Source organism: Herbiconiux gentiana, assembly GCF_024978135.1.
Taxonomy (GTDB): domain Bacteria; phylum Actinomycetota; class Actinomycetes; order Actinomycetales; family Microbacteriaceae; genus Herbiconiux; species Herbiconiux gentiana.
The window spans coordinates 72,088-97,356 of sequence record NZ_JANTEZ010000003.1 but is presented as its reverse complement, the minus strand read 5'-3'; the positions used below and the strand labels follow the sequence as shown (position 1 = coordinate 97,356).

The 25,269-nt window shown below is 69.5% G+C and carries 25 protein-coding genes and 2 tRNA genes; 15 read left to right on the top strand and 12 right to left on the bottom strand.

Going from position 1 to position 25,269, the window contains the following annotated elements:
- Window positions 1-39 precede the first annotated feature (39 nt).
- Complete coding sequence (locus NVV95_RS07530; protein WP_259485938.1) at window positions 40-846, bottom strand: nitroreductase family protein; 807 nt, start codon at window positions 844-846, stop codon at window positions 40-42.
- A 7-nt stretch (window positions 847-853) separates the two neighbouring features.
- Window positions 854-1,213: a hypothetical protein gene (locus tag NVV95_RS07525; RefSeq protein ID WP_259485937.1), complete on the bottom strand. Its 360-nt coding sequence runs from the start codon at window positions 1,211-1,213 to the stop codon at window positions 854-856.
- 69 nt (window positions 1,214-1,282) lie between these two features.
- On the opposite strand from NVV95_RS07525, the gene NVV95_RS07520 reads away from it, so the two are divergent.
- Complete coding sequence (locus tag NVV95_RS07520) at window positions 1,283-2,185, top strand: hypothetical protein (protein ID WP_259486485.1); 903 nt, start codon at window positions 1,283-1,285, stop codon at window positions 2,183-2,185.
- A 42-nt stretch (window positions 2,186-2,227) separates the two neighbouring features.
- Here NVV95_RS07520 and NVV95_RS07515 read toward each other — a convergent pair whose 3' ends face one another.
- The 3 genes from NVV95_RS07515 to NVV95_RS07505 all read right to left on the bottom strand — a co-directional run bounded on the left by NVV95_RS07515 (window position 2,228) and on the right by NVV95_RS07505 (window position 3,629).
- Window positions 2,228-3,088, bottom strand: a complete 861-nt coding sequence (locus tag NVV95_RS07515) for an LLM class F420-dependent oxidoreductase (protein ID WP_259485936.1) — start codon at window positions 3,086-3,088, stop codon at window positions 2,228-2,230.
- Window positions 3,089-3,116: 28 nt separating this feature from the next.
- Window positions 3,117-3,464, bottom strand: coding sequence for a hypothetical protein (locus NVV95_RS07510; protein WP_259485935.1), 348 nt, complete (start codon window positions 3,462-3,464; stop codon window positions 3,117-3,119).
- A gap of 91 nt (window positions 3,465-3,555) precedes the next feature.
- Window positions 3,556-3,629 (bottom strand) — tRNA-Gly (locus tag NVV95_RS07505).
- 105 nt (window positions 3,630-3,734) lie between these two features.
- Between NVV95_RS07505 and NVV95_RS07500 the strand changes: the two genes are divergently transcribed.
- The 5 genes from NVV95_RS07500 (at window position 3,735) to clpX (ending at window position 8,150) form a co-directional block, all read left to right on the top strand.
- Window positions 3,735-3,809 (top strand) — tRNA-Pro (locus NVV95_RS07500).
- 42 nt (window positions 3,810-3,851) lie between these two features.
- Entirely contained in the window at window positions 3,852-5,213 is a 1,362-nt protein-coding gene (gene tig / locus NVV95_RS07495; RefSeq protein ID WP_310796057.1) for a trigger factor, read from the top strand.
- 142 nt (window positions 5,214-5,355) lie between these two features.
- On the top strand, window positions 5,356-5,955 hold the full coding sequence (locus NVV95_RS07490; RefSeq protein WP_259485934.1) for an ATP-dependent Clp protease proteolytic subunit: 600 nt from the start codon (window positions 5,356-5,358) through the stop codon (window positions 5,953-5,955).
- Window positions 5,956-5,990: 35 nt separating this feature from the next.
- Window positions 5,991-6,656 carry an ATP-dependent Clp protease proteolytic subunit gene (locus tag NVV95_RS07485; protein ID WP_259485933.1) on the top strand — a complete coding sequence of 222 codons (666 nt, stop codon included), beginning with the start codon at window positions 5,991-5,993 and terminating at the stop codon, window positions 6,654-6,656.
- 216 nt (window positions 6,657-6,872) lie between these two features.
- The gene (clpX, locus tag NVV95_RS07480; RefSeq protein WP_259485932.1) at window positions 6,873-8,150 is read left to right on the top strand and encodes an ATP-dependent Clp protease ATP-binding subunit ClpX; all 1,278 of its coding nucleotides are present in this window, start codon (window positions 6,873-6,875) and stop codon (window positions 8,148-8,150) included.
- Between the two features lie 78 nt (window positions 8,151-8,228).
- Here the strand turns inward: clpX and NVV95_RS07475 are convergent, their stop codons facing one another.
- Window positions 8,229-9,239: a 1-aminocyclopropane-1-carboxylate deaminase gene (locus NVV95_RS07475; protein ID WP_259486459.1), complete on the bottom strand. Its 1,011-nt coding sequence runs from the start codon at window positions 9,237-9,239 to the stop codon at window positions 8,229-8,231.
- A gap of 77 nt (window positions 9,240-9,316) precedes the next feature.
- On the opposite strand from NVV95_RS07475, the gene NVV95_RS07470 reads away from it, so the two are divergent.
- Window positions 9,317-9,973 (top strand): GntR family transcriptional regulator, encoded by a 657-nt coding sequence (locus NVV95_RS07470; protein WP_259485931.1) that lies wholly within the window; start codon window positions 9,317-9,319, stop codon window positions 9,971-9,973.
- A 34-nt stretch (window positions 9,974-10,007) separates the two neighbouring features.
- On the opposite strand, the gene NVV95_RS07465 is transcribed toward NVV95_RS07470, so the two are convergent.
- The 4 genes from NVV95_RS07465 to NVV95_RS07450 form a co-directional block, all read right to left on the bottom strand.
- On the bottom strand, window positions 10,008-10,256 hold the full coding sequence (locus NVV95_RS07465) for a hypothetical protein (protein WP_259485930.1): 249 nt from the start codon (window positions 10,254-10,256) through the stop codon (window positions 10,008-10,010).
- A 14-nt stretch (window positions 10,257-10,270) separates the two neighbouring features.
- Window positions 10,271-10,756, bottom strand: coding sequence for a GNAT family N-acetyltransferase (locus NVV95_RS07460; RefSeq protein ID WP_259485929.1), 486 nt, complete (start codon window positions 10,754-10,756; stop codon window positions 10,271-10,273).
- The gene (valS, locus tag NVV95_RS07455; RefSeq protein WP_259485928.1) at window positions 10,753-13,371 is read right to left on the bottom strand and encodes a valine--tRNA ligase; all 2,619 of its coding nucleotides are present in this window, start codon (window positions 13,369-13,371) and stop codon (window positions 10,753-10,755) included. The genes NVV95_RS07460 and valS overlap by 4 nt, the downstream gene beginning before the upstream one ends.
- Window positions 13,372-13,495: 124 nt before the next feature.
- Window positions 13,496-15,331: a phosphoenolpyruvate carboxykinase (GTP) gene (locus NVV95_RS07450; RefSeq protein ID WP_259485927.1), complete on the bottom strand. Its 1,836-nt coding sequence runs from the start codon at window positions 15,329-15,331 to the stop codon at window positions 13,496-13,498.
- 112 nt (window positions 15,332-15,443) lie between these two features.
- Between NVV95_RS07450 and NVV95_RS07445 the strand changes: the two genes are divergently transcribed.
- Window positions 15,444-16,874: a helix-turn-helix transcriptional regulator gene (locus NVV95_RS07445; RefSeq protein WP_259485926.1), complete on the top strand. Its 1,431-nt coding sequence runs from the start codon at window positions 15,444-15,446 to the stop codon at window positions 16,872-16,874.
- Between the two features lie 41 nt (window positions 16,875-16,915).
- Here NVV95_RS07445 and NVV95_RS07440 read toward each other — a convergent pair whose 3' ends face one another.
- Window positions 16,916-17,962 carry an App1 family protein phosphatidate phosphatase gene (locus NVV95_RS07440; protein WP_259485925.1) on the bottom strand — a complete coding sequence of 349 codons (1,047 nt, stop codon included), beginning with the start codon at window positions 17,960-17,962 and terminating at the stop codon, window positions 16,916-16,918.
- Between the two features lie 98 nt (window positions 17,963-18,060).
- Here NVV95_RS07440 and NVV95_RS07435 point away from each other — a divergent pair, with 98 nt between their 5' ends.
- From NVV95_RS07435 to NVV95_RS07415, 5 genes are all read left to right on the top strand, one after another.
- A complete protein-coding gene (locus NVV95_RS07435) occupies window positions 18,061-18,708 on the top strand; it encodes a TetR/AcrR family transcriptional regulator (RefSeq protein WP_259485924.1) in 648 nt (215 codons plus the stop codon).
- Window positions 18,709-18,807: 99 nt separating this feature from the next.
- Complete coding sequence (locus tag NVV95_RS07430) at window positions 18,808-19,620, top strand: ABC transporter ATP-binding protein (RefSeq protein WP_259485923.1); 813 nt, start codon at window positions 18,808-18,810, stop codon at window positions 19,618-19,620.
- Entirely contained in the window at window positions 19,617-20,309 is a 693-nt protein-coding gene (locus NVV95_RS07425; RefSeq protein ID WP_259485922.1) for an ABC transporter permease, read from the top strand. The genes NVV95_RS07430 and NVV95_RS07425 overlap by 4 nt, the downstream gene beginning before the upstream one ends.
- Window positions 20,306-21,043: an ABC transporter permease gene (locus tag NVV95_RS07420; protein WP_310796056.1), complete on the top strand. Its 738-nt coding sequence runs from the start codon at window positions 20,306-20,308 to the stop codon at window positions 21,041-21,043. The genes NVV95_RS07425 and NVV95_RS07420 overlap by 4 nt, the downstream gene beginning before the upstream one ends.
- A gap of 4 nt (window positions 21,044-21,047) precedes the next feature.
- Window positions 21,048-21,983 carry an ABC transporter substrate-binding protein gene (locus NVV95_RS07415; protein ID WP_259485921.1) on the top strand — a complete coding sequence of 312 codons (936 nt, stop codon included), beginning with the start codon at window positions 21,048-21,050 and terminating at the stop codon, window positions 21,981-21,983.
- A 17-nt stretch (window positions 21,984-22,000) separates the two neighbouring features.
- On the opposite strand, the gene NVV95_RS07410 is transcribed toward NVV95_RS07415, so the two are convergent.
- Window positions 22,001-22,681 carry a DedA family protein gene (locus NVV95_RS07410; protein ID WP_259485920.1) on the bottom strand — a complete coding sequence of 227 codons (681 nt, stop codon included), beginning with the start codon at window positions 22,679-22,681 and terminating at the stop codon, window positions 22,001-22,003.
- A 154-nt stretch (window positions 22,682-22,835) separates the two neighbouring features.
- Between NVV95_RS07410 and NVV95_RS07405 the strand changes: the two genes are divergently transcribed.
- Window positions 22,836-24,248: a cytochrome ubiquinol oxidase subunit I gene (locus NVV95_RS07405; RefSeq protein ID WP_259485919.1), complete on the top strand. Its 1,413-nt coding sequence runs from the start codon at window positions 22,836-22,838 to the stop codon at window positions 24,246-24,248.
- A gap of 9 nt (window positions 24,249-24,257) precedes the next feature.
- A complete protein-coding gene (gene cydB, locus NVV95_RS07400) occupies window positions 24,258-25,265 on the top strand; it encodes a cytochrome d ubiquinol oxidase subunit II (RefSeq protein WP_259485918.1) in 1,008 nt (335 codons plus the stop codon).
- Window positions 25,266-25,269: the final 4 nt, after the last annotated feature.

Below are 25,269 nucleotides of genomic sequence, written 5' to 3'. Positions count from 1 at the left end.
CGGGAACGAGCATCCGTCGCCCTGCCCCCAGCACCGACCCTAGGGCACGGGTGGACTCTCGTCCCACCCCGTTTCGGGGGAGGCGCAGGTGCCGCGGAAGACGTACTGCGACGGCTTCCTGCGCTCGTGGCTCGACCAGTCGATGGCCGGGCGCACCTGATCGGCGGGCAGGTAGCCCAGCCGGTAGACCGCCATCAGCTCGAGGTCGTCGGGCACCTCGAGCAGCGCCTCGATCTCGGCCCACTTGCCGGGCACCTCCATGGGGAAGGAGACGAACTGGATGCCCATGCCGAGTTCGGCGGTGGTCAGCCAGACGTTCTCCATGGCCGCGCCCATGCTGAACACCGAGTAGAACGAGCTCAGCTCGCCCGGCCGGTACTCGGCGCGGTCGAGCATCACGCCGAGCAGAAGGGGCGAGCCGGCGACCAACTTGCGGTTCTCCTCGCCGAGCGTCTGCGGCACGCGGAACGAGTTCATCAGCTTCTGTCCGCGCGGCGTGAAGACCTGCTTGGTGAAGGGGCGGAGCACGGCCGGCAGCTTGTCGAACAGCATGCCGCTGCGCTTCTCGGCCATCTCCTCGGCGCTGAACCGGAAGTAGGGCTTGTAGCGCTCAAAGAACGTGCCGTTCGACATGGCCTCGGTCATGCTGTCGCCGCTGATGCGGGCGATCCGCTCGATCGTGTCGCGCTCCTCGACGATGACGAAGCGCCAGGGCTGGCTGTTCAGCTGCGAGGGGGCGCGGCCCGCCACCTCCATCAGCAGCCGCTGGTGCTCCCGGCTCACCGGGTCGGGCCGGAAGGGGCCGTTGGTCGTCTTGCGTCGGCGCACGACGTCGAGGAACTCCACGGGACTGCTACCTCCTGGACAGGATCAGGCCGGCCGCGAGGAAGGGGGCGGCGGTGAGGGCGACGATCGGATGGCGCGCGGTGCGCGCGCTCACCCGGGGGATGACGACGAGGGGCACCGCGGCCGGCGCCAGCGCGAGGGCTGCGCGGCGGGCCGAGGCGGCAGCGGCGGCGCCCGACGGACGCAGCGCGGGCAGCATCGCTGAGGCGGCGGCCGCGCCCGCGAGCGTGCAGGTCGCGATGTACAGGGCGTGGTGCACCCAGCGGAAGCGGCGCGTGTCGACGACGCCGGCGGCGACCGAGGCGCCCAGTGCGCAGTTGACCGCGTAGCTCGTCGTGGCCGCGAGGAAGAGCGGCTGAGGGGACATGCCGTCAGACTACGCGGCCCGCCGTCGAACGGCAGGGGGCGGGGCGCTGCGGGTGCGAGACTGTGGGGGATGCCGTCGACCCCGCCGCTCCCGCCTCTGCCGCCACTCCCGCCGTCGTTCGGCGGGCGCGACGACGACGGCACGCCGCCACGGGCCGCCGCTCCCGCGCCCGCGCCCGTGCCGACGCCTGCCCCGGCCGCTGGGCCGGCCCGGGCTGCCGCGCCGGCCGCCGTCCCGGCTCACGCTGCTGCGCCCGCACCTGTGGTGCCGCCCGCTCCGGCCGAGCCGAACCGCTGGGAGCTGAAGCGGCCGGGCAACCCCCTGCCCGGCACCGCCCCGGCGACCCCGTCCCGCTCGCCGGCTCCCGTGCGCCAGCCGCCGGCGCGTGCGCTCGGGCACGCCCACGGTCAGGTGCGTGCCCCGCGCAATCCGTTCCTCGTGCCCGGGCTCGTGCTCGCCGGGCTCGCCTTCGTGCTGGTCGTGGTGCTCGGGGTCGTGTTCGCCGTCGGGGTGATCGGCGCGGCCGCCCCAGGGGCGCTTCTCGGCGGTCAGGCGGCCGACGGCGAAGGGCCGGCCGCATCCGCCACCGAGGTCGTGCCGGCGCTCTACGACCAGACCGTGACCTACGACGACGGCCTGCAGATCTCGGTCGCCGCCCCCGAGTCGTTCAGCCCCTCGCCGCAGGCCTCGGGCGCCGGTCAGCCCGCCAACATCGCCCTGACCGTCACCGTCTACAACGGCAGCGCGAACGACTTCGTGCCCGGCACCGTCACCTCGGTGACGTCGGCCGGTGCGAGCGGCAACCCCATCGTCGACCCGTCGAACGGCATGACCGGGCTGCCGCCGGCCGCCACCGTGGCGCCGGGCGCGACGGTGAGCTACGTCGAGGCCTACTCGGTGGCGGATGCCGACGACGTCGTGTACGTGGTCACCCCGGCGCCGGCGTACCTGCCCGCGCGCTTCACCCGCTGAGCACCGCGCGGCCGCCCCGCCCGCTCGGATCACCCCGCCCGCTCAGATCGCGGCGATCTCCTCACGGAGCGACGCGAGCAGCTCGACGGCCTGCAGCGGCTGAGGGCCCGCCGGCATGAGATACATCACCGAGAAACCCTGCTCCCGCGCTCCGCGCAGCAGGCCGAGCAGCTCGTCGGCCGACGTCCCGGGCACGAGCCCGCTGATCGTCGTCTTCTCGATGCTGTCGTAGTCGCGGCCGAGGTCGTCGCAGTGCGCCCGCAGCACCTCGAGCTTCCGGCCCGCATCCGGCCCGCCGAAGATGTTGCAGGCGTCGGCGTACTGCGCCACGAGCCGCAGCGTCTTGCGCTCACCGGAGCCGCCGATCATCAGATAGGGGTGCGGCCGGCTGAGCGGAGCGGGCTCGCTCAGTGTGCGCCCGAGCCGGTAGTGCTCGCCCTCGAAGGGGCCCTCGTCGTCGCTCCACATCTGCAGGCAGATGCGGATGGCCTCCTCGAGCCGCTCGAAGCGCTCCTTCATCGGCGGGAACTCGAGGCCGAGGCCCGTGGCCTCCTCCTCGTTCCAGGCGGCGCCGATGCCGAGCCCGGCACGCCCGCCGCTCAGCACGTCGAGGGTCGCGATCTGCTTGGCGAGGAGCCCGGGCGCCCGATAGGTCACGCCGGTCACGAGGCAGTGCAGGAGCATCCGCTCGGTGTGCGCGGCCAGGAAGCCGAGCGTCGTGTAGGCCTCGAGCATGGCGTTCTCGGCCGGGCCGACGCCGCGGATCTGCCAGAGGTGGTCCATCACCGTCAGCCGGGCCACCCCGGCGGCCTCCGCCTCGCGGGCGACCCGCGCGAGGGTGGGGGCGAGCAGGGCGGTGCCGCCTTCGAACGTCAGGTCAGCGAGGTGCAGTCCGATCTCCATGGATCGGAGACTACGCCCGAACGGGCGCTCAGCTGAAGCGGTCGAGTGCCAGGTAGACCAGGGCGGCGGTGCCGGCGAGCAGCAGCACGACGACGGTGACCTTCACCACGACGCTGCCGGTGATGCGCTGGGTCGTGCTGTAGAGCTCGGGTCGGTAGAAGCGGCCCTTGGGGTGGTGCGCCTCGGCGGGCTGCTCGCGGGGGCGGACGGGGGCCGCCGCGTTGGTGTGGGTGCGCGCCGGCTTGGGCGCCGCCTCGACGGGGGCGGGAGCGTCATCGCTGATCAATTCGTCGAAGCTCACCTCCTCGACGATGCGTCGGGAGCGTCGGGTGTCGCCCGAGGTGGGGCGGATGCGCGGCTCGTCAGTCGCGGTCATGAGGCTGGCCTTTCTCGGCCGCCCGGGTCGGATCGTGCGGCGTTCTGCACGACGGTAGTAGAACTAGGGGGGTGGGGGCAAGCGCACCGCGTGGAGGGGATGACGGGAATCGAACCCGCGTGATCAGTTTGGAAGACTGAGGCTCTACCATTGAGCTACATCCCCGAGCAGGGCTCGCGCCCGGCACCCGACACATCGTAGTACAGCTTCGAACGCGCTGTGTGACCGGCGGCGACCCGTGCACTAGACTTGCCGAGGCCATTTCGCCGCCGGGGCGTAGCTCAGCTTGGCTAGAGCGCCCGCTTTGGGAGCGGGAGGTCGCAGGTTCGAATCCTGTCGCCCCGACACGACGTACGAACCTCGAAACAACCACAGGAGACACTCAACGTGAAGACCACGGTCGAAAAGCTCAGCCCCACGCGTGTGAAGATCGCCATCTTCGTCACCCCCGACGAGCTGAAGCCCAGCATCGATCACGCCTACAGCCACATCGCCGAGCAGGTCAACATCCCCGGCTTCCGCAAGGGCAAGGTGCCGCCGCCCATCATCAACCAGCGCGTCGGCAAGGCCGCGGTGCTCGAGCACGCCGTCAACGAGGGCCTCGACCGCTTCTACCGCGACGCCGTCACCGAGAACGAGCTGCGCCCGCTCGGCCGCCCCCAGGCCGACATCGTCGAGTGGCCCAAGGCCGAGGACTTCTCGGGTGACCTCGAGCTCGCCATCGAGGTCGACGTGCGCCCCGAGATCGAGCTGCCCGACTACGAGGGCTTCGAGGTCGCGGTCGAGCCCGCCGTCGTCGAAGACAGCGACGTCGACGAGGAGCTCGAGCGCCTGCGCAGCCGCTTCGGCACCCTGGTCACCGTCGACCGCCCCGCCAAGACCGGCGACTTCGCCCAGCTCGACCTCGTCGCCACCGTCGACGACGTCGAGGTCGACACCGCCTCGGGCATCTCCTACGAGATCGGCTCGGGCGAGCTGCTCGAGGGCATCGACGAGGCGCTCGACACCCTCACCGCCGGTGAGACCACCACCTTCGAGGCCCCGCTGCTCGGCGGCGAGCACGCCGGCCGCGACGCCCTCGTCACGGTCACGCTGAACTCGGTCAAGGAGCGCGAGCTGCCCGAGGCCGATGACGACTTCGCCCAGATCGCCAGCGAGTTCGACACCCTCGACGAGCTGAAGAACTCGCTCAAGGAGCAGGTCGAGAAGCAGAAGGCCTTCGGACAGGCGTCCGAGGCCCGCACCAAGATCGTCGAGAGCCTGCTCGAGAAGGTCGAGATCCCGGTTCCCCCGGCGCTCATCGAGGACGAGGTACACCGTCACCTCGAGAGCGAGAACCGCCTGGAGGACGAGGAGCACCGCGCCGAGGTCACCGCCTCGAGCGAGAGCACCTTCAAGACGCAGATCCTGCTCGACGCGGTCGTCGACCGTGAAGAGGTCAAGGTCTCGCAGGACGAGCTGACCCAGTACCTCGTGCAGTCGGCCGCCCAGTACGGCATGGAGCCGAACGAGTTCGTGAAGATCCTCTCGGAGTCGAACCAGATCCCCGCCATGGTGGCCGAGGTCGCCCGCAACAAGGCGCTCGCCATCGTGCTGTCGAAGGCCAAGGTCGTCGACACGAACGGCAAGGCCGTCGACATCTCGGAGTTCACCACCCTCGCCGACGACGACGCCGACGCCGAGAACCTGGTCGGCATCGAGTCGGCCGACGAGCACGAGGGCCACGACCACGAGGGCCACTCGCACTAATCGAACCCACCACGACGGGCCCGCATCCTGCACCGGATGCGGGCCCGTCGTCGTTCGCGGCTCTGCCGACGGCGAACACGGGGGCCGCGCTGCGTCGCACCCAGTAGATTCAAACCACTGCAAGTGAATTGGAGCGACACACATGGCCGATCAGGCTTTCCCCTCAACTGTCTTCGACCGACTGCTGAAGGACCGCATCATCTGGCTCGGGTCCGAGGTTCGCGATGACAACGCGAACGAGATCTGCGCCAAGATCCTGCTGCTCGCGGCTGAAGACCCGAAGCGCGACATCTTCCTCTACATCAACTCTCCCGGTGGCTCCATCACGGCCGGCATGGCGATCTACGACACGATGAAGTTCGTGCCGAACGACATCGTCACCGTGGGCATCGGAATGGCGGCCTCGATGGGCCAGTTCCTGCTCACCTCGGGCACCAAGGGCAAGCGCTACATCACGCCCAACGCCCGCGTGCTGCTGCACCAGCCGCACGGTGGCTTCGGTGGAACGGCCTCCGACATCCAGACGCAGGCGCAGCTCATCCTGAGCATGAAGCAGCGTCTCGCCGAGATCACCGCCTCACAGACGGGCAAGACCGTCGAGCAGGTCAACGAGGACGGCGACCGCGACCGCTGGTTCAGTGCGCAGGAGGCCCTCGAGTACGGCTTCGTCGACCACGTGCGCGAGTTCGCCACCGACGTCGCCGGTGGCGGCGGCACGGTCGACGCCCCCTCGGCCCTCTAGTCGCAATCGCATCTCAGAGAACAGGTAAAGAGAACATGGAAACCCCCACCTTCGGTGCGAGCGCCTACCGCAACGGCACCATGCCGAGCGACCGCTACATCCTGCCGAGCTTCGAGGAGCGCACGGCCTACGGCTTCAAGCGCCAGGACCCGTACGCGAAGCTCTTCGAGGACCGCATCATCTTCCTCGGCGTGCAGATCGACGACGCCTCGGCCGACGACGTGATGGCCCAGCTGCTCGTGCTCGAGTCGCAGGATCCTGACCGCGACATCGAGATGTACATCAACTCTCCCGGTGGCTCGTTCACCGCGATGACCGCGATCTACGACACGATGCAGTACGTGCGTCCGCAGATCCAGACCGTGTGCCTCGGCCAGGCGGCCTCCGCCGCCGCCGTGCTGCTCGCGGCCGGCACGCCCGGCAAGCGCCTCGCGCTGCCGAACGCGCGCATCCTGATCCACCAGCCCGCCACCGGGCAGGGCGGCGGCCAGGCCTCCGACATCGAGATCCAGGCCCGCGAGATCATGCGCATGCGCACCTGGCTCGAGGGCACGCTGTCGAACCACTCGAACCGCTCGCTCGAGCAGGTCTCGAAGGACATCGACCGCGACAAGATCCTCTCGGCCGACGAGGCGCTCGAGTACGGTCTGATCGACCAGGTGCTGAGCTCCCGCAAGGCCGTGCCGGCCCTGGTCAGCTGACCTCGACCACGGCATGACGCCGCTGGCCCGCTCCTTCGGGGGAGGGATCACCGACAGCCGGGTCATCCGCAGAGCATCGCTCTCGGCGGATGCCCCGGCTGTCGCCGTCTCCTGGCCGGGCCGCGGGAACGGGTAGGTCACGAATGCGGGTCGGTGTCGGTGCTTGTCGGGGGTTCGGGTTAGGCTCGTCGGAACACAGTGTTGAGGAGAGTGGGCATGGCACGCATAGGGGAGAGCGCCGACCTGCTGAAGTGCTCGTTCTGCGGAAAGAGCCAGAAGCAGGTCCAGCAGCTCATCGCCGGTCCCGGCGTCTACATCTGCGACGAGTGCGTCGAGCTCTGCAACGAGATCATCGAGGAGCGACTCTCCGAGGCCAGCGAAGAAGCGGCCGGCGAGTTCGAGCTGCCGAAGCCGAAAGAGATCTACTCCTTCCTCGAGGAGTACGTCATCGGGCAGGATGCGGCGAAGCGCGCCCTCTCGGTCGCCGTCTACAACCACTACAAGCGCACCAAGGCGCGCACCGGCATCGTCTCGGCCGAGGCCCAGGCCAACGAGGTCGAGATCGCCAAGAGCAACATCCTCCTCATCGGCCCCACCGGCTGCGGCAAGACCTATCTCGCCCAGACGCTGGCGAAGCGACTGAATGTCCCGTTCGCCGTCGCCGACGCCACGGCCCTCACCGAGGCGGGCTACGTCGGTGAAGACGTCGAGAACATCCTGCTGAAGCTCATCCAGGCCGCCGACTACGACGTCAAGCGGGCCGAGACGGGCATCATCTACATCGACGAGGTCGACAAGATCGCCCGGAAGGCCGAGAACCCGTCGATCACCCGCGACGTCTCGGGCGAGGGCGTGCAGCAGGCGCTGCTGAAGATCCTTGAGGGCACGGTGGCCAGCGTTCCGCCGCAGGGCGGGCGCAAGCACCCGCACCAGGAGTTCATCCAGATCGACACGACGAACGTGCTGTTCATCGTGGCGGGCGCGTTCGCGGGCCTGGAGGAGATCATCTCCCAGCGTGCCGGCAAGCGCGGCATCGGGTTCAACTCCCCGCTCTACAGCAAGAAGGCCGACGCCAACCTGTTCAACGAGGTGCTGCCCGAAGACCTGCACAAGTTCGGGCTGATCCCCGAGTTCATCGGCCGGTTGCCTGTCGTCACCACGGTGACGCCGCTCGACCAGTCCGCGTTGATGCAGATCCTCACCGAGCCGCGCAACGCCCTGGTGCGCCAGTACCAGCGCATGTTCGAGCTCGACGGCGTCGACCTCGAGTTCGAGCACGACGCCCTCGAGGCCATCGCCGATCTGGCCGTGCTGCGGCAGACCGGTGCGCGCGGCCTCCGCGCCATCCTCGAGGAGGTGCTCGGGCCGATCATGTTCGAAGTGCCCTCCACCGACGAGGTCGCCCGCGTCATCGTCACCAAGGAGACGGTGATCGAGAACGCCGCTCCCACCATCGTGCCGCGCAAGCCGCGCCGCGAAGAGAAGTCGGCGTAGCCGCACGACCACGCATCACGACGAAGGGCCGCCCCCGAGGGAGTGGCCCTTCGTGCATCCGGCCTACGACCGAAGCGTCTACGACCGGAACAGCCCGCTGTAGGCGTTCAACGCCACCTGCCCGCCGAGGTGCGCGTAGAGCACCGTGCTCGTCGCCGGGATGTCCTTCGTCTGCACCAGCTCGATCAGCCCGGCGAGCGACTTCCCCTCGTAGACGGGGTCGGTGATCATCGCCTCGAGCTCGGCTCCCAGCCGGATGGCCTCGAGCGTCGACTCGACCGGGATGCCGTAGAGGTCGCCCGCCCATCCCTCGAGCACCTGGATCTCGTCGTCGCGCAGCTCCCGGCCGAGCTCGATCAGCTGCGCCGTGTGCCGTGCGATGCGCGCCACCTGGTCGCGCGTCTTCTCGAGCGTCGCCGAGGCGTCGATGCCGATCACGCGGCGCGGCCGCTCCTGCCCGGCGAAGCCCGCGATCATGCCGGCGTGCGTCGACCCGGTCACCGTGCACACCACGATCGTGTCGAAGAACACGCCGAGCTGGCGCTCCTGCTGCTCGACCTCGTAGGCCCAGTTGGCGTAGCCGAGGCCGCCCAGGCGGTGCTCCGACGCGCCCGCCGGGATGGCGTAGGGCGTGCCCCCGTCGGCGACGACCTCGTCGATCGCCTCCTGCCAGCTCGAGCGGATGCCGATGTCGAAGCCCGCCGAGTCGAGGGTGACCTTCGCCCCCATCATCCGCGAGAGCTGGATGTTGCCGACCCGGTCGGTCAGCGGGTCGGGCCAGTCGACCCAGTTCTCCTGCACGAGCCGGGCCTTGAGCCCGAGCTTCGCGGCGACCGCGGCGACCTGGCGGGTGTGGTTGGACTGGTAGCCCCCGATCGACACCAGCGTGTCGGCACCGCTCGCGAGAGCATCCGGAACCAAGTACTCGAGCTTGCGGGTCTTGTTGCCGCCGAACGCGAGCCCGCTGGAGACGTCGTCGCGCTTGGCCCAGACCTGGGCGCCGCCGAGGTGCTGCGTCAGCCGCGGCAGTTGCTGCACCGGGCTCGGCCCGAAGGTGAGGGGGTAGCGGGGGAAGTCGGCGAGGGCCATGGGGCTCCAGACAGTCAAGGGGTGAGTGACAATGCTCTATGCAATATATCGCACGCGGAGAGCGATACGATGTCACCATGCCCGTTCCCTCCACGACTGCCGTCCGCGCCCGCACCCTGCTGCGCGACGACGTCTACCTCACGCTCCGCGACGCCATCGTCGACGGCACCCTCCAGCCGGGCGAGCGACTGCGCGACCCCGAGCTCGAGAGCTGGCTCGGGGTGAGCCGCACCCCCATCCGCGAGGCGATGCTGCGGCTCGAGCGCGCCGGCCTCGTCATCGCCCGGCCCGGTCGCGCGACCACGGTGGCCCCGGTCGACGGGCCCGAGGTGACGGATGCGCAGCAGGTCGCCGCGTCGCTGCACGAACTGGCGGCCCGCCTCTCCGTCCCCGTGCTGGGGGCCGACGAACTGGCCCGGTTGCGCGCCGCCGCCGACGACTTCGCCCACGCCCTGGACGCCCAGGACGTCGACCGCGCCCTCGAGGCCGACGACCGCTTCCACGCCGTGTTCGTCGAATCGAGCGGCAACCGCCTGATCGCCGAGGTGCTCGACGGGGCGACCGCCGTGCTGCGCCGGGTGGAGCGCCTGCGTTTCGCGTCACTCGGCGGGCGGGAGTCGGTCGAGCAGCACGAGCGCATCCTCGCGGCGGCGACGGCAGGCGACGCCGAGGAGACCGCCCTGCTCACGCGCGAGAACTGGCTCACGCTGGGGCTGGCCGACCCGACCAGCTGAGCGCCGGCGGGCAAGCAAGCAGTGCGCCCGACCGCTACTCTGCGTCGTCGGGCGCCGTCACCAGCGCCGTGTCGGTCTCGGGGTCGAACTCGATCGTCGTGTCGTCGTCGAGCGACACCACGGGACGACCCTCGAGCCAGGTGAGCGTCCAGCTCCAGTCCTTGGCGTCGACGCCCTGTTCGGCGAGCTCGCCCTCGACCTCGTAGACCGCGTCGATCACGGCCTGGGGAAGGCGGGAGGGTGGTTCGTCACCGACGAGCCAACGGGTTCCGAGCTGCATCATGGTGGTCCTCTCGGTCAGAGCGCCTTGTCGTACGTGACCCAGCGGGTCTTCTCGGCGAGGGTGTCGTAGAGCGCGCGGGCGGTCTCGTTGTCCTTCGCCGTGATCCAGCGCACCACGCTGGCGCCGCGGCGGCGGCCGATGTCGGCGACGCCCTCGATCAGCGCGGTCGCGATGCCCTGCTTGCGGTTCTCGGGCAGCACGAACAGGTCGTCGAGGTACAGGCCCCGGCTGCCGTCGAGCGGGCGGGAGAACGGGCGGTAGTGTGCGAGCCCTACGATCTGGTCGCTCTCGTCGACCGCCACGAGGCACTCGAGCTCCTGCTCCGGGTCGATGATCCAGCTCCAGACCAGCACGGCCTTCTCGTCGTGCAGCGGCGACTCGTAGAACTCGCCGTAGCCCGTGTAGACCGCGTGCCACGCGAAGAACTCGTTGCCGGCGACGGGGCGCACTCGCACCGAGGTCGTGGTGGTCTCGTTCGGCATCGTGGACTCCTGGCTCATGCGGTGCCCTCGGCGTTCTGCTCGGGCGCTAGAACTATATCCCCGACCGAGAGTTCCTCAGCGGAGGCGTAGCCGAGAACCGCGATCCGGCCGAGCGCCTTGAGGTCTCCCTCGGCGCGCTGCAGCAGGGCGATCTCCTCGTCGGTGCCCGAAATGACGGCCGAGGCGACCGGGGTCTTCTGCGAGGCCTTGGCGTCGGTCTTCGCGCGGCGCACCGACACGATGGCCCGGGAGGCGAGCGCCAGCAGACCGGCGTCCTCGGCGAGCGTCGCCGTGACGCCCTCGGGCAGCGACTCGAGCACCGAGGTCGGCCAGCCGCTCGTGTGCACCGAGCCCTCGTGCGTCCACGACCAGACTTCTTCGGTGGCGAACGGCAGGTAGGGCGCGAACAGGCGCAGCAGCACGTCGACGGCGGTCTGCAGTGCGAGCACGGCGGAGGCCTTGCCGGCCGCCTCCGACTCGTCGCGGTAGGCCCGCTCCTTGACCAGTTCGAGGTAGTCGTCGCAGAAGGTCCAGAAGAAGGTCTCGGTGATCTCGAGGGCCCGCGCGTGGTCGTAGCGCTCGAGGGCGGCCGTGGCGGTGCGCACGACCTCGTCGAGCCCGGCCAGCATGCTGAGGTCGAGCGGCTCGGTGATCTCGGTGTGGCCCTCGGGCAGCGTGAAGCCGTAGACGAACTTCGCCGCGTTCAGGATCTTGATCGCGAGGCGACGGCCGATCTTGATCTGGGTCGGGTTCTTCTCGTCGAAGGCCGCGTCGGTGCCGAGGCGCGACGAGGCGGCCCAGTACCGCACCGCATCCGAGCCGTGGGTCTTGAGGATGTCGGCCGGGGTGACGACGTTGCCCTTCGACTTCGACATCTTCTTGCGGTCGGGGTCGACGATGAAGCCCGAGAGGGCGGCGTTCTGCCAGGGCTTCACGCCCTCCTCGAGGGTGGCGCGCAGCATGGTCGAGAACAGCCAGGTGCGGATGATGTCCTGCCCCTGGGGGCGCAGGTCGTAGGGGAAGACGAGCTTCCACAGCTCCTCGTCCCGCTCCCAGCCGCCGGCGAGCTGCGGGGTGAGCGAGCTGGTCGCCCAGGTGTCCATCACGTCGACCTCGCCCTGGAAGCCGCCGGGCACGCCGCGCTGGTCCTCCGTGTAGCCGGGTGCCGCATCCGACGACGGGTCGACCGGCAGCAGCTCACGCGGGGCGAGGATCGGCTGGTCGAAGACGGGGTTGCCGTCGCCGTCGAGCGGGTACCAGACGGGCAGCGGCACACCGAAGAAGCGCTGGCGCGAGATGAGCCAGTCGCCGGTGAGGCCGCCGACCCAGTTCTCGTAGCGCACGCGCATGAAGTCGGGGTGCCAGTCGAGCTCGGCGCCGAACTCGAGCAGCTTCGCGCGCAGGGCCTCGTCGCGGGCGCCGTTCGTGACGTACCACTGGCGGGTCGAGACGATCTCGAGCGGGCGGTCGCCCTTCTCGAAGAACTTGACGGGGTGGGTGATCGGCTTGGGCTCGCCGATCAGCTCACCGGTGCCGCGCAACAGCTCGACCACGGCCTGCTTGGCCGAGAAGACCGTCTTGCCGGCCAGCTGGGTGTACGCCTCGCGCCCGGCCTCCGAGGTGATCGCGGCGGGGGCCTCGCTGATGATGCGGCCGTCGAAGCCGATGATCGCGCGGTTGGGCAGGTCGAGGTCGCGCCACCAGATCACGTCGTTCAGGTCGCCGAAGGTGCAGACCATGGCGATGCCCGAGCCCTTGTCGGGCTGCGCGAGGTGGTGCGCCACGACGGGCACCTCGACGCCGAACACGGGGGTGGTGACGGTCGTGCCGAACAGCGCTTTGTAGCGCTCGTCGTCCGGATGCGCGACCAGCGCCACACACGCCGGCAGGAGTTCGGGGCGGGTGGTCTCGATGAAGACCCCCTCGCCGTCGGGGCGGTGGAACTCGAGCCGGTGGTAGGCGCCCGGCTGCTCCTTGTCCTCGAGCTCGGCCTGGGCGACCGCGGTGCGGAAGGTGACGTCCCACAGCGTGGGCGCCATGGCCTGGTAGGCCTCGCCGCGCTCGATGTTGCGGAGGAACGCCAGCTGCGACGCGGCCTGCGACTCGCGGGAGATGGTGCGGTAGGTCTGGGTCCAGTCGACCGAGAGGCCGAGGTCGCGCCAGAGCGTCTCGAACTGCTTCTCGTCCTCGACCGTGAGGATCTCGCAGAGCTCGATGAAGTTGCGGCGTGAGATCGGGATCTGGTCGGCGGCCTTCGACGACTTGTTGTCGCCGCCCTCGAAGGGCGGGGTGAAGTCGGGGTCGTAGGGCAGCGACGGGTCGCAGCGCACGCCGTAGTAGTTCTGCACGCGGCGCTCGGTGGGCAGGCCGTTGTCGTCCCAGCCGATCGGGTAGAACACGCGCTTGCCGGCCATGCGGCGGAAGCGCGCGATGACGTCGGTGTGCGTGTACGAGAACACGTGCCCGATGTGCAGCGAGCCCGACGCGGTGGGCGGCGGGGTGTCGATCGAGTAGACGTCGTCACGGGCGGCGTCGGCGCGGTCGAACAGGTAGGTGCCCTGCTCGGCCCAGACCCCGTCCCATTTCGCCTCGAGGCCTTCGAGTGCGGGCTTGTCGGGCACGTGTGCGGACATGGATGGGCCTCCTGGCGATATGGGCGGCACCGTGTCAGGTGGAGAGGTGCCTCACTGTCCTCCCAGGATACCGGTCGGCGCCGCCCGTCGCCTCAGCCCAGTTCGGCGCCGACCCGCGCGAACCTCAGCGCAGGTTCGCCTTCAGCGACGCCAGCTGCCGCCGCAGCTCCACCGGCACCCGCTCGCCGCCGATCTCGCCGAAGAACGCATCGATCTCGTCGACCTCGCGCAGCCACGCCGCCCGATCGACCGAGAGGATTCCCTGCAGCTCCTCGTACCCGAGCGACAGCCCCTCGACGTTCATGTCGCGCAACCGCGGCAGCTGCCCGATCGGGGTGTCGACGGTCTCCACCGAACCCTCGACGCGCCGCACGATCCACTCGAGCACGCGGGAGTTCTCGGAGAAGCCCGGCCAGACGAACCGGCCGTCGGCGTCCTTGCGGAACCAGTTGACGGAGAACACCGGGGGAGCATCCGCCCCCAGCGTCTCGCCGATCTCGAGCCAGTGCGCGAAGTAGTCGGTGACGTCGTAGCCGCAGAACGGCAGCATGGCGAAGGGGTCGTGACGCAGCCGGCCCACGGCGCCCTCGGCGGCGGCGGTGGTCTCGGAGGCCATCGTGGCCCCCATGAACACGCCGTGCGCCCAGTCGCGTGCCTGGGAGACCAGGGGCACCGTGCTCGGCCGGCGGCCGCCGAACAGGATCGCGTCGATGACGACACCCTCGGGCGAGTCCCAGTCGTCGGCGATGGTGGGGCACTGGTCGGCGGTGACGGTGAACCGCGAGTTCGGATGCGCGGCGGGGCCTTCCGACGACGGCGTCCAGTGCTCGCCCTGCCAGTCCAGCAGGTGCGCCGGCGCCTTGGGCGTGAGCCCCTCCCACCAGACGTCCCCGTCGTCGCGCAGGGCGACGTTCGTGAAGATGGTGTTGCCCCAGACGGTGTCGACGGCGGTCGGATTGGTGGTGATGCCGGTGCCGGGGGCGACCCCGAAGAAGCCGCGCTCCGGGTTGATCGCGCGCAGCTTCCCGTCGGCGCCCGGCCGCATCCAGGCGATGTCGTCGCCGATGGTCTCGACCTTCCAGCCGGGGATCGAGGGGTTCAGCATCGCGAGGTTCGTCTTGCCGCAGGCCGACGGGAACGCGGCGGCCACGTGGTGCACGCGACCCTCGGGCGAGGTGATCTTGATGATCAGCATGTGCTCGGCCAGCCAGCCCTCGTCGCGGGCCATCACGCTGGCGATGCGCAGGGCGAAGCACTTCTTGCCGAGCAGCGCGTTGCCGCCGTAGCCCGAGCCGAACGACCAGATCTCGCGGGTCTCGGGGAAGTGCGAGATGTACTTGGTGGGGTTGTGCGGCCAGGCGACGTCGTCGTGCCGGGTGCCGTCGGCGTCGACGAGCGGGGCGCCGACCGAGTGCAGCGCGGGCACCCAGGGGGTGTCGGTCTCGATCAGGTCGAGCGCCGCGCTGCCCATCCGGGTCATCAGCTGCATGCTCACCACGACGTAGGGGGAGTCGGTCAGCTGCACGCCGAGCTGCGAGATGGGCCCGCCGAGCGGCCCCATCGAGAACGGCACGACGTACATGGTGCGGCCGCGCATGCTGCCGGCGAACAGGGTGGTGAGCTCCTCGCGCATGGCGAAGGGGCTGCGCCAGTTGTTGGTGGGGCCCGCGTCCTCGCGGCGCTCCGAGCAGATGAAGGTGCGGTCCTCGACGCGGGCGACGTCGGCCGGGTCGCTGCGGGCGAGGAAGCTGTTCGGCCGCCACTCCGGGTTCAGGCGGATGAGCGTGCCCTGCGCCACCATCGACTTGGTCAGCTCGTCCCACTCGCGGGTGGAGCCGTCGCACCACACGATGCGGTCGGGCTTGGTGAGCAGCGCCACGTCGCGCACCCACTCGTTGATCGCGGGGTTCTTCGACGGCCCGTCGGTGTCGACCACGCTCGTCGTCTCCAGAATGCTCATCCTCGGCCTCATCCTCGTCAATTGGCGGCTGGTTCTTCCACTATGAGCGCGGCGAGCGGTAGATTCTGGGTCACGGGCTGTAAAGATCGCCCGATCTTGACGAGGAGAGAAGATGAACGGCGACCTCATCACACTCGGGAGGCGCATCCGCCATCACCGCCGGCTGCGTTCACTCACCCTCGACCAGCTCGGCGAGAAGGTCGGCGTCGTCGGCAGCCAGCTCTCGCTGATCGAGAACGGCCGCCGCGAGCCCAAGCTCTCTTTGCTGCAGGCGCTCGCCACCGCCCTGGGCGTGCCGATGGCCGATCTCTTGAGCGACGAGGCTCCGGATGCGCGCACCGCCCTCGAGATCGAGCTGGCGAAGGCCCAGCAGAGCCCGCTCTACGCCTCGCTCGGCCTGCCCGCGGTGCCGGCGAGCCGCTCGCTGCCCCAGGAGACGCTGGAGTCGCTCGTGGGGCTGCACCGGGAGCTGCGCCGTCGGGCCGCCGAGGCGATCGCCACCCCCGAGGAGGCGCGGCGCGCGAACACCGAGAACCGCCTCGCCATGCGCGCCCGCGACAACCACCTGCCCGAGCTCGAGCGTCTGGCCGAGGAGACCCTGGCCACGGTGGGCCACAGCTCGGGGGCGCTCACCCATCGCAGCGTGTCGCTCCTGGCCGAGCACCTCGGCTTCACCTTGATCTACGTCGACGACCTGCCGCACTCGGCGCGCTCGGTCACCGACCTCGAGAACGGGCGCATCTACCTGCCGCCGGCGTCGATCCCCGGCGGCCACGGCTTGCGCTCGATGGCGCTGCAGGCGATGGCGCACCGGCTGCTCGGGCACACGCCGCCGCAGAGCTACGCCGAGTTCCTCGAGCAGCGGCTCGAGATCAACTACTTCGCCGCGGCCTGCCTGATGCCGCAGACGGCGTCGGTCGCGTTCCTCAGTGCCGCCAAGCAGCGTAAGGACCTCTCGGTCGAGGACTTCCGGGACGCCTTCGGGGTGACCCACGAGGCGGCGGCGCTGCGCATGACGAACCTCGCGACCGCGCACCTCGACATGCGGGTGCACTTCCTGCGGGTGGGGGAGGACGGCGCGATCTACAAGTCCTACGAGAACGACGGCCTGCCGCTGCCGGTGGACGTGACGGGCGCCGTGGAGGGGCAGCTCGTCTGCCGCAAGTGGGCGGCGCGCGGGGCGCTCGGCCGCACCAACCGCACCACGGAGTTCTACCAGTACACCGACACCCCGGCCGGCACCTTCTGGTGCGCGACGCAGACCGGCAAGACCGACGCGGGGGAGTTCTCGATCAGCTTCGGCGTGCCGTTCTCCGACGCGAAGTGGTTCCGGGGGCGCGACACCGCGATGCGTCAGCAGTCGCGCTGCCCCGACGAGTCGTGCTGCCGGCGCCCGGCCTCCGAGCTGGCCGAGCGCTGGTCGGATGCGGCCTGGCCGAGCGCGAAGCTGCACGCGCACATCCTGTCGCCGCTGCCCTCGGGCAAGTTCCCCGGGGTCGACGAGAACGAGGTGTACCAGTTCCTGGAGGCGCACGCGGGCTGAGGGCGGCGCACGCGCCCATCGGCGCGGGCGGCCACGTACAGCTAGGCCCGGCCGAGCTCCTCGAGCTGCTCCAGCAGCCCCGCCCCGTCGGGCGCGAACACCCACGGCACGGCCGAGCTGGCGAGCCCCTGGTCGAGCTTGGAGCGGCCGCCCGCGAGCACCGCCTCGCTCGGTGAGAGCTGCCGGATGACCACCGCACGAACGTGCCCCGGCTTATCGAGCGCGAACTCGCCGTAGATCTCCTCGTCGTGCTGACCGTCGTCGCCGATCAGGATCCAGCGGATCTCGGGGAACTCGGCCGCGAGTCGCCGGAGGTTCTTCTCCTTGTGCTCCCGCCCGTTGCGGAAGAACCGGTCGTGCGTCGGCCCCCAGTCGGTCAGCAGCAGCGGCCCGCGCGGGTAGAGGTTGCGCGAGAGGAAGCGGGTGAGCGTCGGCGCGACGTTCCAGGCCCCCGTCGAGAGGTAGACGACCGGGGCCGTCGGATGCTCGGCCGTCAGCCGCTCGAGGAACACCGACATCCCCGGGGTGGGCGTGCGGGCGTGCACGTCGAGCACGAAGGTGTTCCAGAACGCCAGGAACGGACGGGGCAGCGCCGTGACCATGACCGTGTCGTCGATGTCGCAGACGATGCCGACGTCGGTGCCGGGCGCCACGATCGACACCGGCGCCTCGACGGGCTCCGACCCGGCGGCCGTCATGGTGATGGAGTGCCAGCCGGGCTCGAGCTCGACGTCGACCGAGGCGTCGACCACGCCGCCGCGGTCGGCCCGCACGGTGCGGCGGATGCCCTCGACCTCGATGAGCACGTCGACGTCGCCGAGGGGCACGCTGGTGAAGCTGCGCCAGCCGCGCACCCGGTCCTCGCGCTTCTGCAGCTTCTTGGCGGCGCGCGATCCGGGTTTGGGCTGCGTCGCGAGCACCACCCGGCCGAGCACACGGATGCGCGTGGTCGATCCGTAGCCGGCGTAGGGGATGACCGTCGGCTGATGCCCGCGTCGGCGGGCCCATCTCACCCGGAAGCCGTGGATCGCGTCGTCGATGCGGGCGGCCCGGTGCAGTCGAGGTGCCGCAAGTCGTGTCTCTGGCACCAGCCCAGTCTGTCACGGCTTGCCCTGATCGCGCGCCCCGCGTACGAATGACGGAAACTCGGATCTACACTGGGAGCGGGACATCGGGAAGGAACTCCGTGGCATTCAACGACCTGATCAGCGGTGCGCTCACGACGAGCGGCCAGGTGCGCAACGAACCGGTGCAGGCGCGAAGCAGTGAACGCATCGCGACCCTGCTCGACGCGGCATCGGCGGTGGTGGCCGAGGTCGGCATCGAGCGACTGACGACCGCGATGGTCGCCGAGCGCGCCGGCGCCTCGATCGGCACGGTGTACCGCTACTTCCCCGACCGCATCGCGGTGCTCGCGGCCATGAGCCTGCGCGGCTTCGAGCGGTTCCTCCGCGCGAGCGTCGAGAACCTCGAGGCCACGCGGCCCACGACCCTCGACGAGGCGATCACCTGCCTGATCGACGCCGCCGTCGAGCTGCACCGCACCGAGCCCGGCTTCACGTCGATCCGGCTGAGCGATCAGATCGCCCTCCCCGAGGTCGACGGGGGAACCGCATCCGCCTCGCGGGTCGCTGCGCCCCTGGCGACGATCTTCGTCGAGGAGCTCGGCGTCGACGGCGAGGGGCTGGCCGAACGGCTCGACATCGCCCTCACCATGGCCGACGCGCTGCTCGTGCGCGCGTTCGTCATCGACCCGAAGGGTGACGCCGACGCCATCGAGGCCACCCGTGCCCTCGTGGCGGGTTATCTGGCGCCGGCGGCCTCGCGCACCTGAATGTGACGCTTTGGTACAAGGGCCTTTGCGTTTCCGACGGATGATGCTTGGCTGATGCGGCGGACCGTGCTGTGCGGTCCCCGACGATTGGGCTGAGCGATGATCGAGTTCCGATCGGTGACCAAGCGATTCCCCGACGGCACCGTCGCGGTCGACTCCTTCGACCTGGTCATCCCCCCGCGCAAGACGACCGTGCTGGTCGGCTCCTCCGGCTGCGGCAAGACCACCCTGCTCCGCATGATCAACCGGATGATCGACCCCACCTCGGGCAGCATCATCATCGACGGGGAGGACACGGCCGGCCTCGAGCCCGTGAAGCTCCGCCGCCGCATCGGCTACGTGATGCAGAACTCGGGCCTGCTGCCGCACCGCAAGGTCATCGACAACGTCGCGACCGTGCCGATCCTGAACGGCACGCCGAAGCGCGAGGCCCGCGAGCACGCCCTCGGGCTGCTCGACACCGTGGGGCTCGACCGCTCGCTCGCCGACAAGTACCCCCGACAGCTCTCGGGCGGCCAGCAGCAGCGCGTCGGCGTCGCCCGCGGCCTCGCGGCCGACCCGAACATCCTGCTGATGGACGAGCCCTTCGGCGCCGTCGACCCGATCGTGCGCGCCGAGCTGCAGCAGGAGACCATTCGCCTGCAGGAGGGCCTCGGCAAGACCGTGGTCTTCGTCACGCACGACATCGACGAGGCGTTCCTGCTCGGCCACCAGGTCGTCATCCTGCAGAAGGGCGGGCACATCGCCCAGGCCGGGTCGCCGGCCGAGATCCTCGCGGCGCCGGCGAACGACTTCGTCGCCTCCTTCGTCGGGGCCGACAAGGGCAAGCGGGCGCTGCGCATCCAGCGCGTGGGCGACCGCGACGTGGTGGTCGACGAGAACGGCACACCGACAGGGGTCCTCCAGCCGTGAAGTGGCTCGAGTCGAACCTCGATCTCGTCTGGGAGCTCGTGCTGGCGCACATCGGCCTCAGCGTTCCGCCGATCCTGATCGGTTTCCTCGTCTCCATCCCGATCGGCTGGGTGGCGAACCGGTACCGTCCCTCGCGCGGAGTCATCCTCGTGGTGCTGGGGCTGCTCTACACGGTGCCGTCGATACCCCTGTTCATCTTCATGCCGATCTTCCTCGGCACCCCGCTGCTCTCGCCCGTGAACGTGGTGGTGGCGCTCACAATCTATGCGGTGGCCCTGATGGTGCGCACCGCGGCCGACGGCCTCGCCTCGGTCGACGACGACACCCTGCTGGCCGCGTCGGCCATGGGCTACTCGGGCTGGCAGCGGTTCTGGCGGGTCGAGCTGCCGCTGAGCGGCCCGGTGCTGCTCAGCGGGCTCCGCGTCGTCTCGGCCAGCACGGTGAGCCTCGCCACCCTCGGCGTCATCATCGGCGTGCAGAGCCTCGGGTACCTCTTCACCAACGGCTTCCAGCGGAACATCCCGGCCGAGGTGATCACCGGCATCGTGGCGACGCTCGTGATCGCCGTCGTGTTCGACCTGCTGCTGGTGCTGATCGGCCGCCTGCTGCTGCCTTGGAGCACCCCCGACCGCCGCCGTCGGGCCGCTCGGCGCACGACGCCCGCCCTGGTCGCCGGGGGTGTCTCGTGAACCTCGTGCTCGGCGGAATCGCCTGGATCCTCGACCCCGCCAACATGAACGGGCCCTCGGGCTGGATCGCCCGCCTGTTCGAGCAGCTCGGCTACACCTTCGGCGCCGTCGCCATCGCGGCGATCGTCGCCATCCCGTTGGGCTACGTGGTCGGGCACACCGGGCGCGGTCGCGACATCGCGGTGGCGTTCTCGGGCGGGCTCAGGGCCCTGCCGAGCCTCGGCGTGCTGATCCTCTTCGGCTTCGCGCTCGGCATCGGCTTCAAGGCCCCGATGCTGACGCTCGTCATCCTCGCGATCCCGCCGCTGCTGGCCGGTGCCTACGCCGGCTTCGAGGCCGTCGACCGGCGCACGATCGACGCCGCCCGCGCGGTCGGCATGACCGAGCTGCAGGTGGTGGGCAAGGTCGAGGTGCCGCTCGGGCTGCCGCTCCTGATCGGCGGGGTGCGCTCCAGCGTGCTGCAGGTCGTGGCCACCGCGACGCTGGCCGGCTACATCGGCGGCGGGGCCCTCGGCACCTTCATCTTCCAGGGCGCGGCGACGCGCAACTACGACATGATGCTCGGCGCGTCGATCCTCGTCACCGCACTGGCGCTGGTGCTCGAGGGAATCTTCGCCCTGCTGCAGAAGTTGGTCGTTCCACGGGGCGTCGTCGCCACGAGGCAGCAGAACGTCCGTGCGCGGTCATCCCGTTCGCGCGCGGTGATGGGATCCCCCATCCGAGAAGGGAAATGATCACATGTTCACAGCAATCACGAAAGGCCGGCTCGTCGTTGGGCTAGTCGCGGTCAGCGCAGCGGTGGCGCTGGCAGGGTGCTCGTCCAGCGATCCGCTGGACACCTCGTCCACGTCGGCGGCCGGCTCGACCGACGGCGGAGCCATCGTCATCGGCTCGCAGGCCTACTACTCCAACGAGATCATCGCCGAGATCTACGCCCAGGCGCTCGAGGCCAACGGTGTCGAGGTCACGCGCCAGTTCAACATCGGCCAGCGCGACGCCTATCTGCCCGCGCTCGAGAACGGCGAGGTGCAGCTGTTCCCGGAGTACTCCGGCAACCTGCTGCAGTACTACGACCCCGAGACCACCGCCAAGACGAGCGACGACGTCTACGCCGCCCTCGCCGGCGCGCTGCCCGAGGGGCTCGAGGTACTCGACCAGTCGCCCGCCACCGACCAGGACTCCTACAACGTCACCAAGGAGTTCTCCGAGGCCAACGGCGTCACCAGCATCGCCGACCTCGCCAAGGTCACGACCCCGCTCACCCTGGGCGGCAACTCCGAGCTGCAGACCCGCCCCTACGGCCCCGAGGGCCTGAAGAGCACCTACGACGTCACCGTCGGCTTCACGCCGATCGAGGACTCGGGCGGACCGCTCACCATCCAGGCGCTGAAGGACAACACCGTTCAACTGGTGAACATCTACTCGGCCGACCCCAACATCAAGACCAACGACCTCGTCACGCTGGAGGACCCGAAGGGCCTCTTCCTCGCCTCGAACGTGGTGCCGCTGATCAACACCGATGCTGCCACCCCCGAGGTGACCGAGGTCATCAACAAGGTCAGTGCCGCGCTGACGGCCGCCGACCTCGTCGACCTCAACTCGCAGAGCGTCAACGACCAGGAGTCGCCGGACACGATCGCGAAGACCTGGCTCGAGAAGGTCGCGCTCTTCTAAGCGCCCCTCTCACCAGGTCAGGAGGCCCCGCTCTCCCCGTCGTCGATGGGGGAGGGCGGGGCCTGTTCCATGTGCCGTCGCTCGACCCGGTTGATGACCTTCTTCACGACGAACACCGCGACGACGAACAGGGCGATGACGCCCACGAAGAGGTACCCGGCCCAGTGCAGCTCGCGCGAGAGCTCCCGGTAGCCCCCGGCGGCGGCGCTGCCGACCGACACGTACGCGAGCGCCCAGAGGATGCACGCGGGCACCGTCCAGGCCATGAAGCGCCGGTAGCGCATCGGGCTCATGCCGACGGTCAACGGGATGAGCGAATGCAGCACCGGGATGAAGCGGGACAGGAACACCGCGATTCCGCCGCGCCTCGCCAGATAGGTCTCGGCCCGCACCCAGTTCTTCTCGCCCAGCCTCCGGCCGAGCTTCGAGGCACGCAGGCGCGGCCCGAACCAGCGCCCGATCGCGAAGCCGATGCTCTCTCCGGTGAGGGCTCCGACGATCACCACGATCACCAGCGACGTGTATTCAAGCGGCCCTTCGACGCCGGTCGCGGCCACGAGCACGACGCTGTCGCCCGGCACGATCAGACCGATCAGGATGCTCGTCTCGAGCATGATGGCGACTCCGGCCAACAGGGTTCTGACCAGGGGATCCACCGACTGCACGGTATCCAGCACCCAGGACAGCGCCTCGTTCATGCTTGTATTCCACATCGCATGCCCGCCACTCTAGCGGAGCGACCATGGGAATCGCCGATGGGTTTGGATGCTTGTATACAAGGGCGCTAAACTGACGGTGTCGCAATCCACTGCGACGGCAGCGTGGCCTCACTTCCCACGCAAGGAGTACAGCGTGAACGAGCTGCTCGACCCCCTGATCCTCTCCCGCTGGCAGTTCGGCCTCACGACGATCTACCACTTCCTCTTCGTGCCCCTGACGATCGGGCTCGCGGTGACGGTGGCGATCTTCCAGACGGCCTGGGTGCGCACCGACAAGGCGAAGTACCTCCAGCTGACACGCTTCTTCGGCAAGATCTTCCTGATCAACTTCGCCATGGGCGTCGTGACGGGCATCGTGCAGGAGTTCCAGTTCGGCATGAACTGGAGCGACTACTCCCGCTTCGTCGGCGACGTGTTCGGTGCCCCGCTCGCACTGGAGGGGCTGCTCGCCTTCTTCCTCGAGGCGACCTTCATCGGTCTCTGGATCTTCGGTTGGGACCGGCTGCCGAGGAAGCTGCACCTCGCGAGCATCTGGATCGCCGCGGTCGGCAGCGTGCTCTCGGCGTACTTCATCATCGCGGCCAACGCCTTCATGCAGAACCCGGTCGGCTTCCGCATCAACGAGGCCAAGGGCCGGGCCGAGCTCACCGACATCTGGGCGCTGCTGACCAACAAGGTGGCCCTGGCCGCCTTCCCGCACACGATCTTCGCCTGCTTCATGGTGACCGCGGGCCTCATCATCGCCGCGGCCGCCTGGCACCTGTACCGCAACCAGCACCTCGAGACGATGCGCCCGGCGCTCAAGTTCGGCCTCTGGATGATGGTCGTAGCCGGCGCCCTCACCGTGCTCTCCGGCGACCAGCTAGGGCTCGCGATGGTCGAGACCCAGCCGATGAAGATGGCAGCGGCCGAGGCGCTCTACAACACCTCGACGGGGGCCGCGGCATCCTTCTCGATCTTCACGCTCGGCACGCCCGACGGCACCAGCGAGCTGTTCTCGATCCGCATCCCGTACCTGCTGTCGTTCCTGTCGACGCACACCCTCGACGGCACCGTGGAGGGCATCAACGACCTGCAGGCGCAGTACGTGCAGGCCTACGGACCCGGCGACTACACCCCGACGGTCTGGATCACCTACTGGGCCTTCCGCTGGATGATCGCGCTCGGCATGCTGCACGTGCTGATCGCCGTCGCCGGTCTCTGGCTCACCCGCAAGGGCCGCGACCCGAAGTGGCGCTGGATGTGGCGTGTGGCCGTCTGGGCCTTCCCGCTCTCGCTCGGCGCGATGATCGTGGGCTGGATCTTCACGGAGATGGGTCGGCAGCCCTGGATCGTGTTCAGCCTGCTGAAGACCTCCGACGCGGTCTCGCCCGGCATCTCCGGCCTCGACGTGCTCATCTCGCTCGTCGTCTTCACCGTGCTCTACGGCTCCCTCGCCGTCGTGGAGTTCCGGCTGATCAAGAAGGCCATCCAGAAGGGGCCCGACGACGCGCCGCCGGTCGACGAGGAGACCGGCGAACTGCAGCACACGGCGACGGTCTACTAGGAGCGCACGATGGATCTCACAATTCTCTGGTTCGGCATCGTCGGCTTCCTGTTCGTCGGCTACTTCGTGCTCGACGGGTTCGACTTCGGCGTGGGCATGTCGCTGCCGTTCCTGTCGAAGGACGACACCGACCGCCGCGTGCTGATCAACACCATCGGGCCCGTCTGGGACCTCAACGAGACCTGGGTCATCGTGGCCGGGGCCTCGCTGTTCGCGGCCTTCCCCGAGTGGTACGCGACGCTGTTCTCGGGCTTCTACCTGCCGCTCCTGCTCATCCTCGCCGCGCTCATCCTGCGAGGCGTGTCGTTCGAGTACCGGCACCAGCGGCCCGAGAAGGCCTGGAAGGCCCGCTTCGACCGGATGATCGTGGTCGGCTCCGCCGTGCCCGCCTTCCTCTGGGGCGTGGCCTTCGCCAACATCGTGCGCGGCGTGCCGCTGGATGCGAACCACGACTACATCGGCGGCTTCTTCGGCCTGCTGAACCCCTACGCCCTCCTCGGCGGACTCACCACGCTGCTGCTGTTCTTCACCCACGGCGTGGTGTTCGTGGCGCTGAAGACCGACGGCGAGATCCGGCAGCGGGCGCGCCGCCTCGCCACCCGCAGCGGAATCGCCGCCATCGCGGTGGCCGCCTCGTTCCTCGTCTGGACCTCCCTCGCCTACGGCACCCCCACCTCGGTGCTGCTCTCGGGAGCGGCGGCCGTGGCCCTCGTGGTGGCCGTGCTGGCGAACCGCGCCGGCGGCGAGAAGCTCGCCTTCGGGCTGATGGCCGCCACCATCGGCTTGGCCGTGCTGAGCCTCTTCTCCGCGCTCTTCCCCGACGTGATGCCGGCGTCGAACGACCCGGCGAACAGCCTCACCATCGCGAACGCCTCCTCGTCGGAGTACACCCTCACGATCATGAGCTGGGTGGCGCTGATCTTCCTGCCGCTGATCCTGGCCTACCAGGGCTTCACCTACTGGATCTTCCGCAAGCGGGTCACCCGCGCCCACATCCCGGTCGACGCGGCACACTAGTACG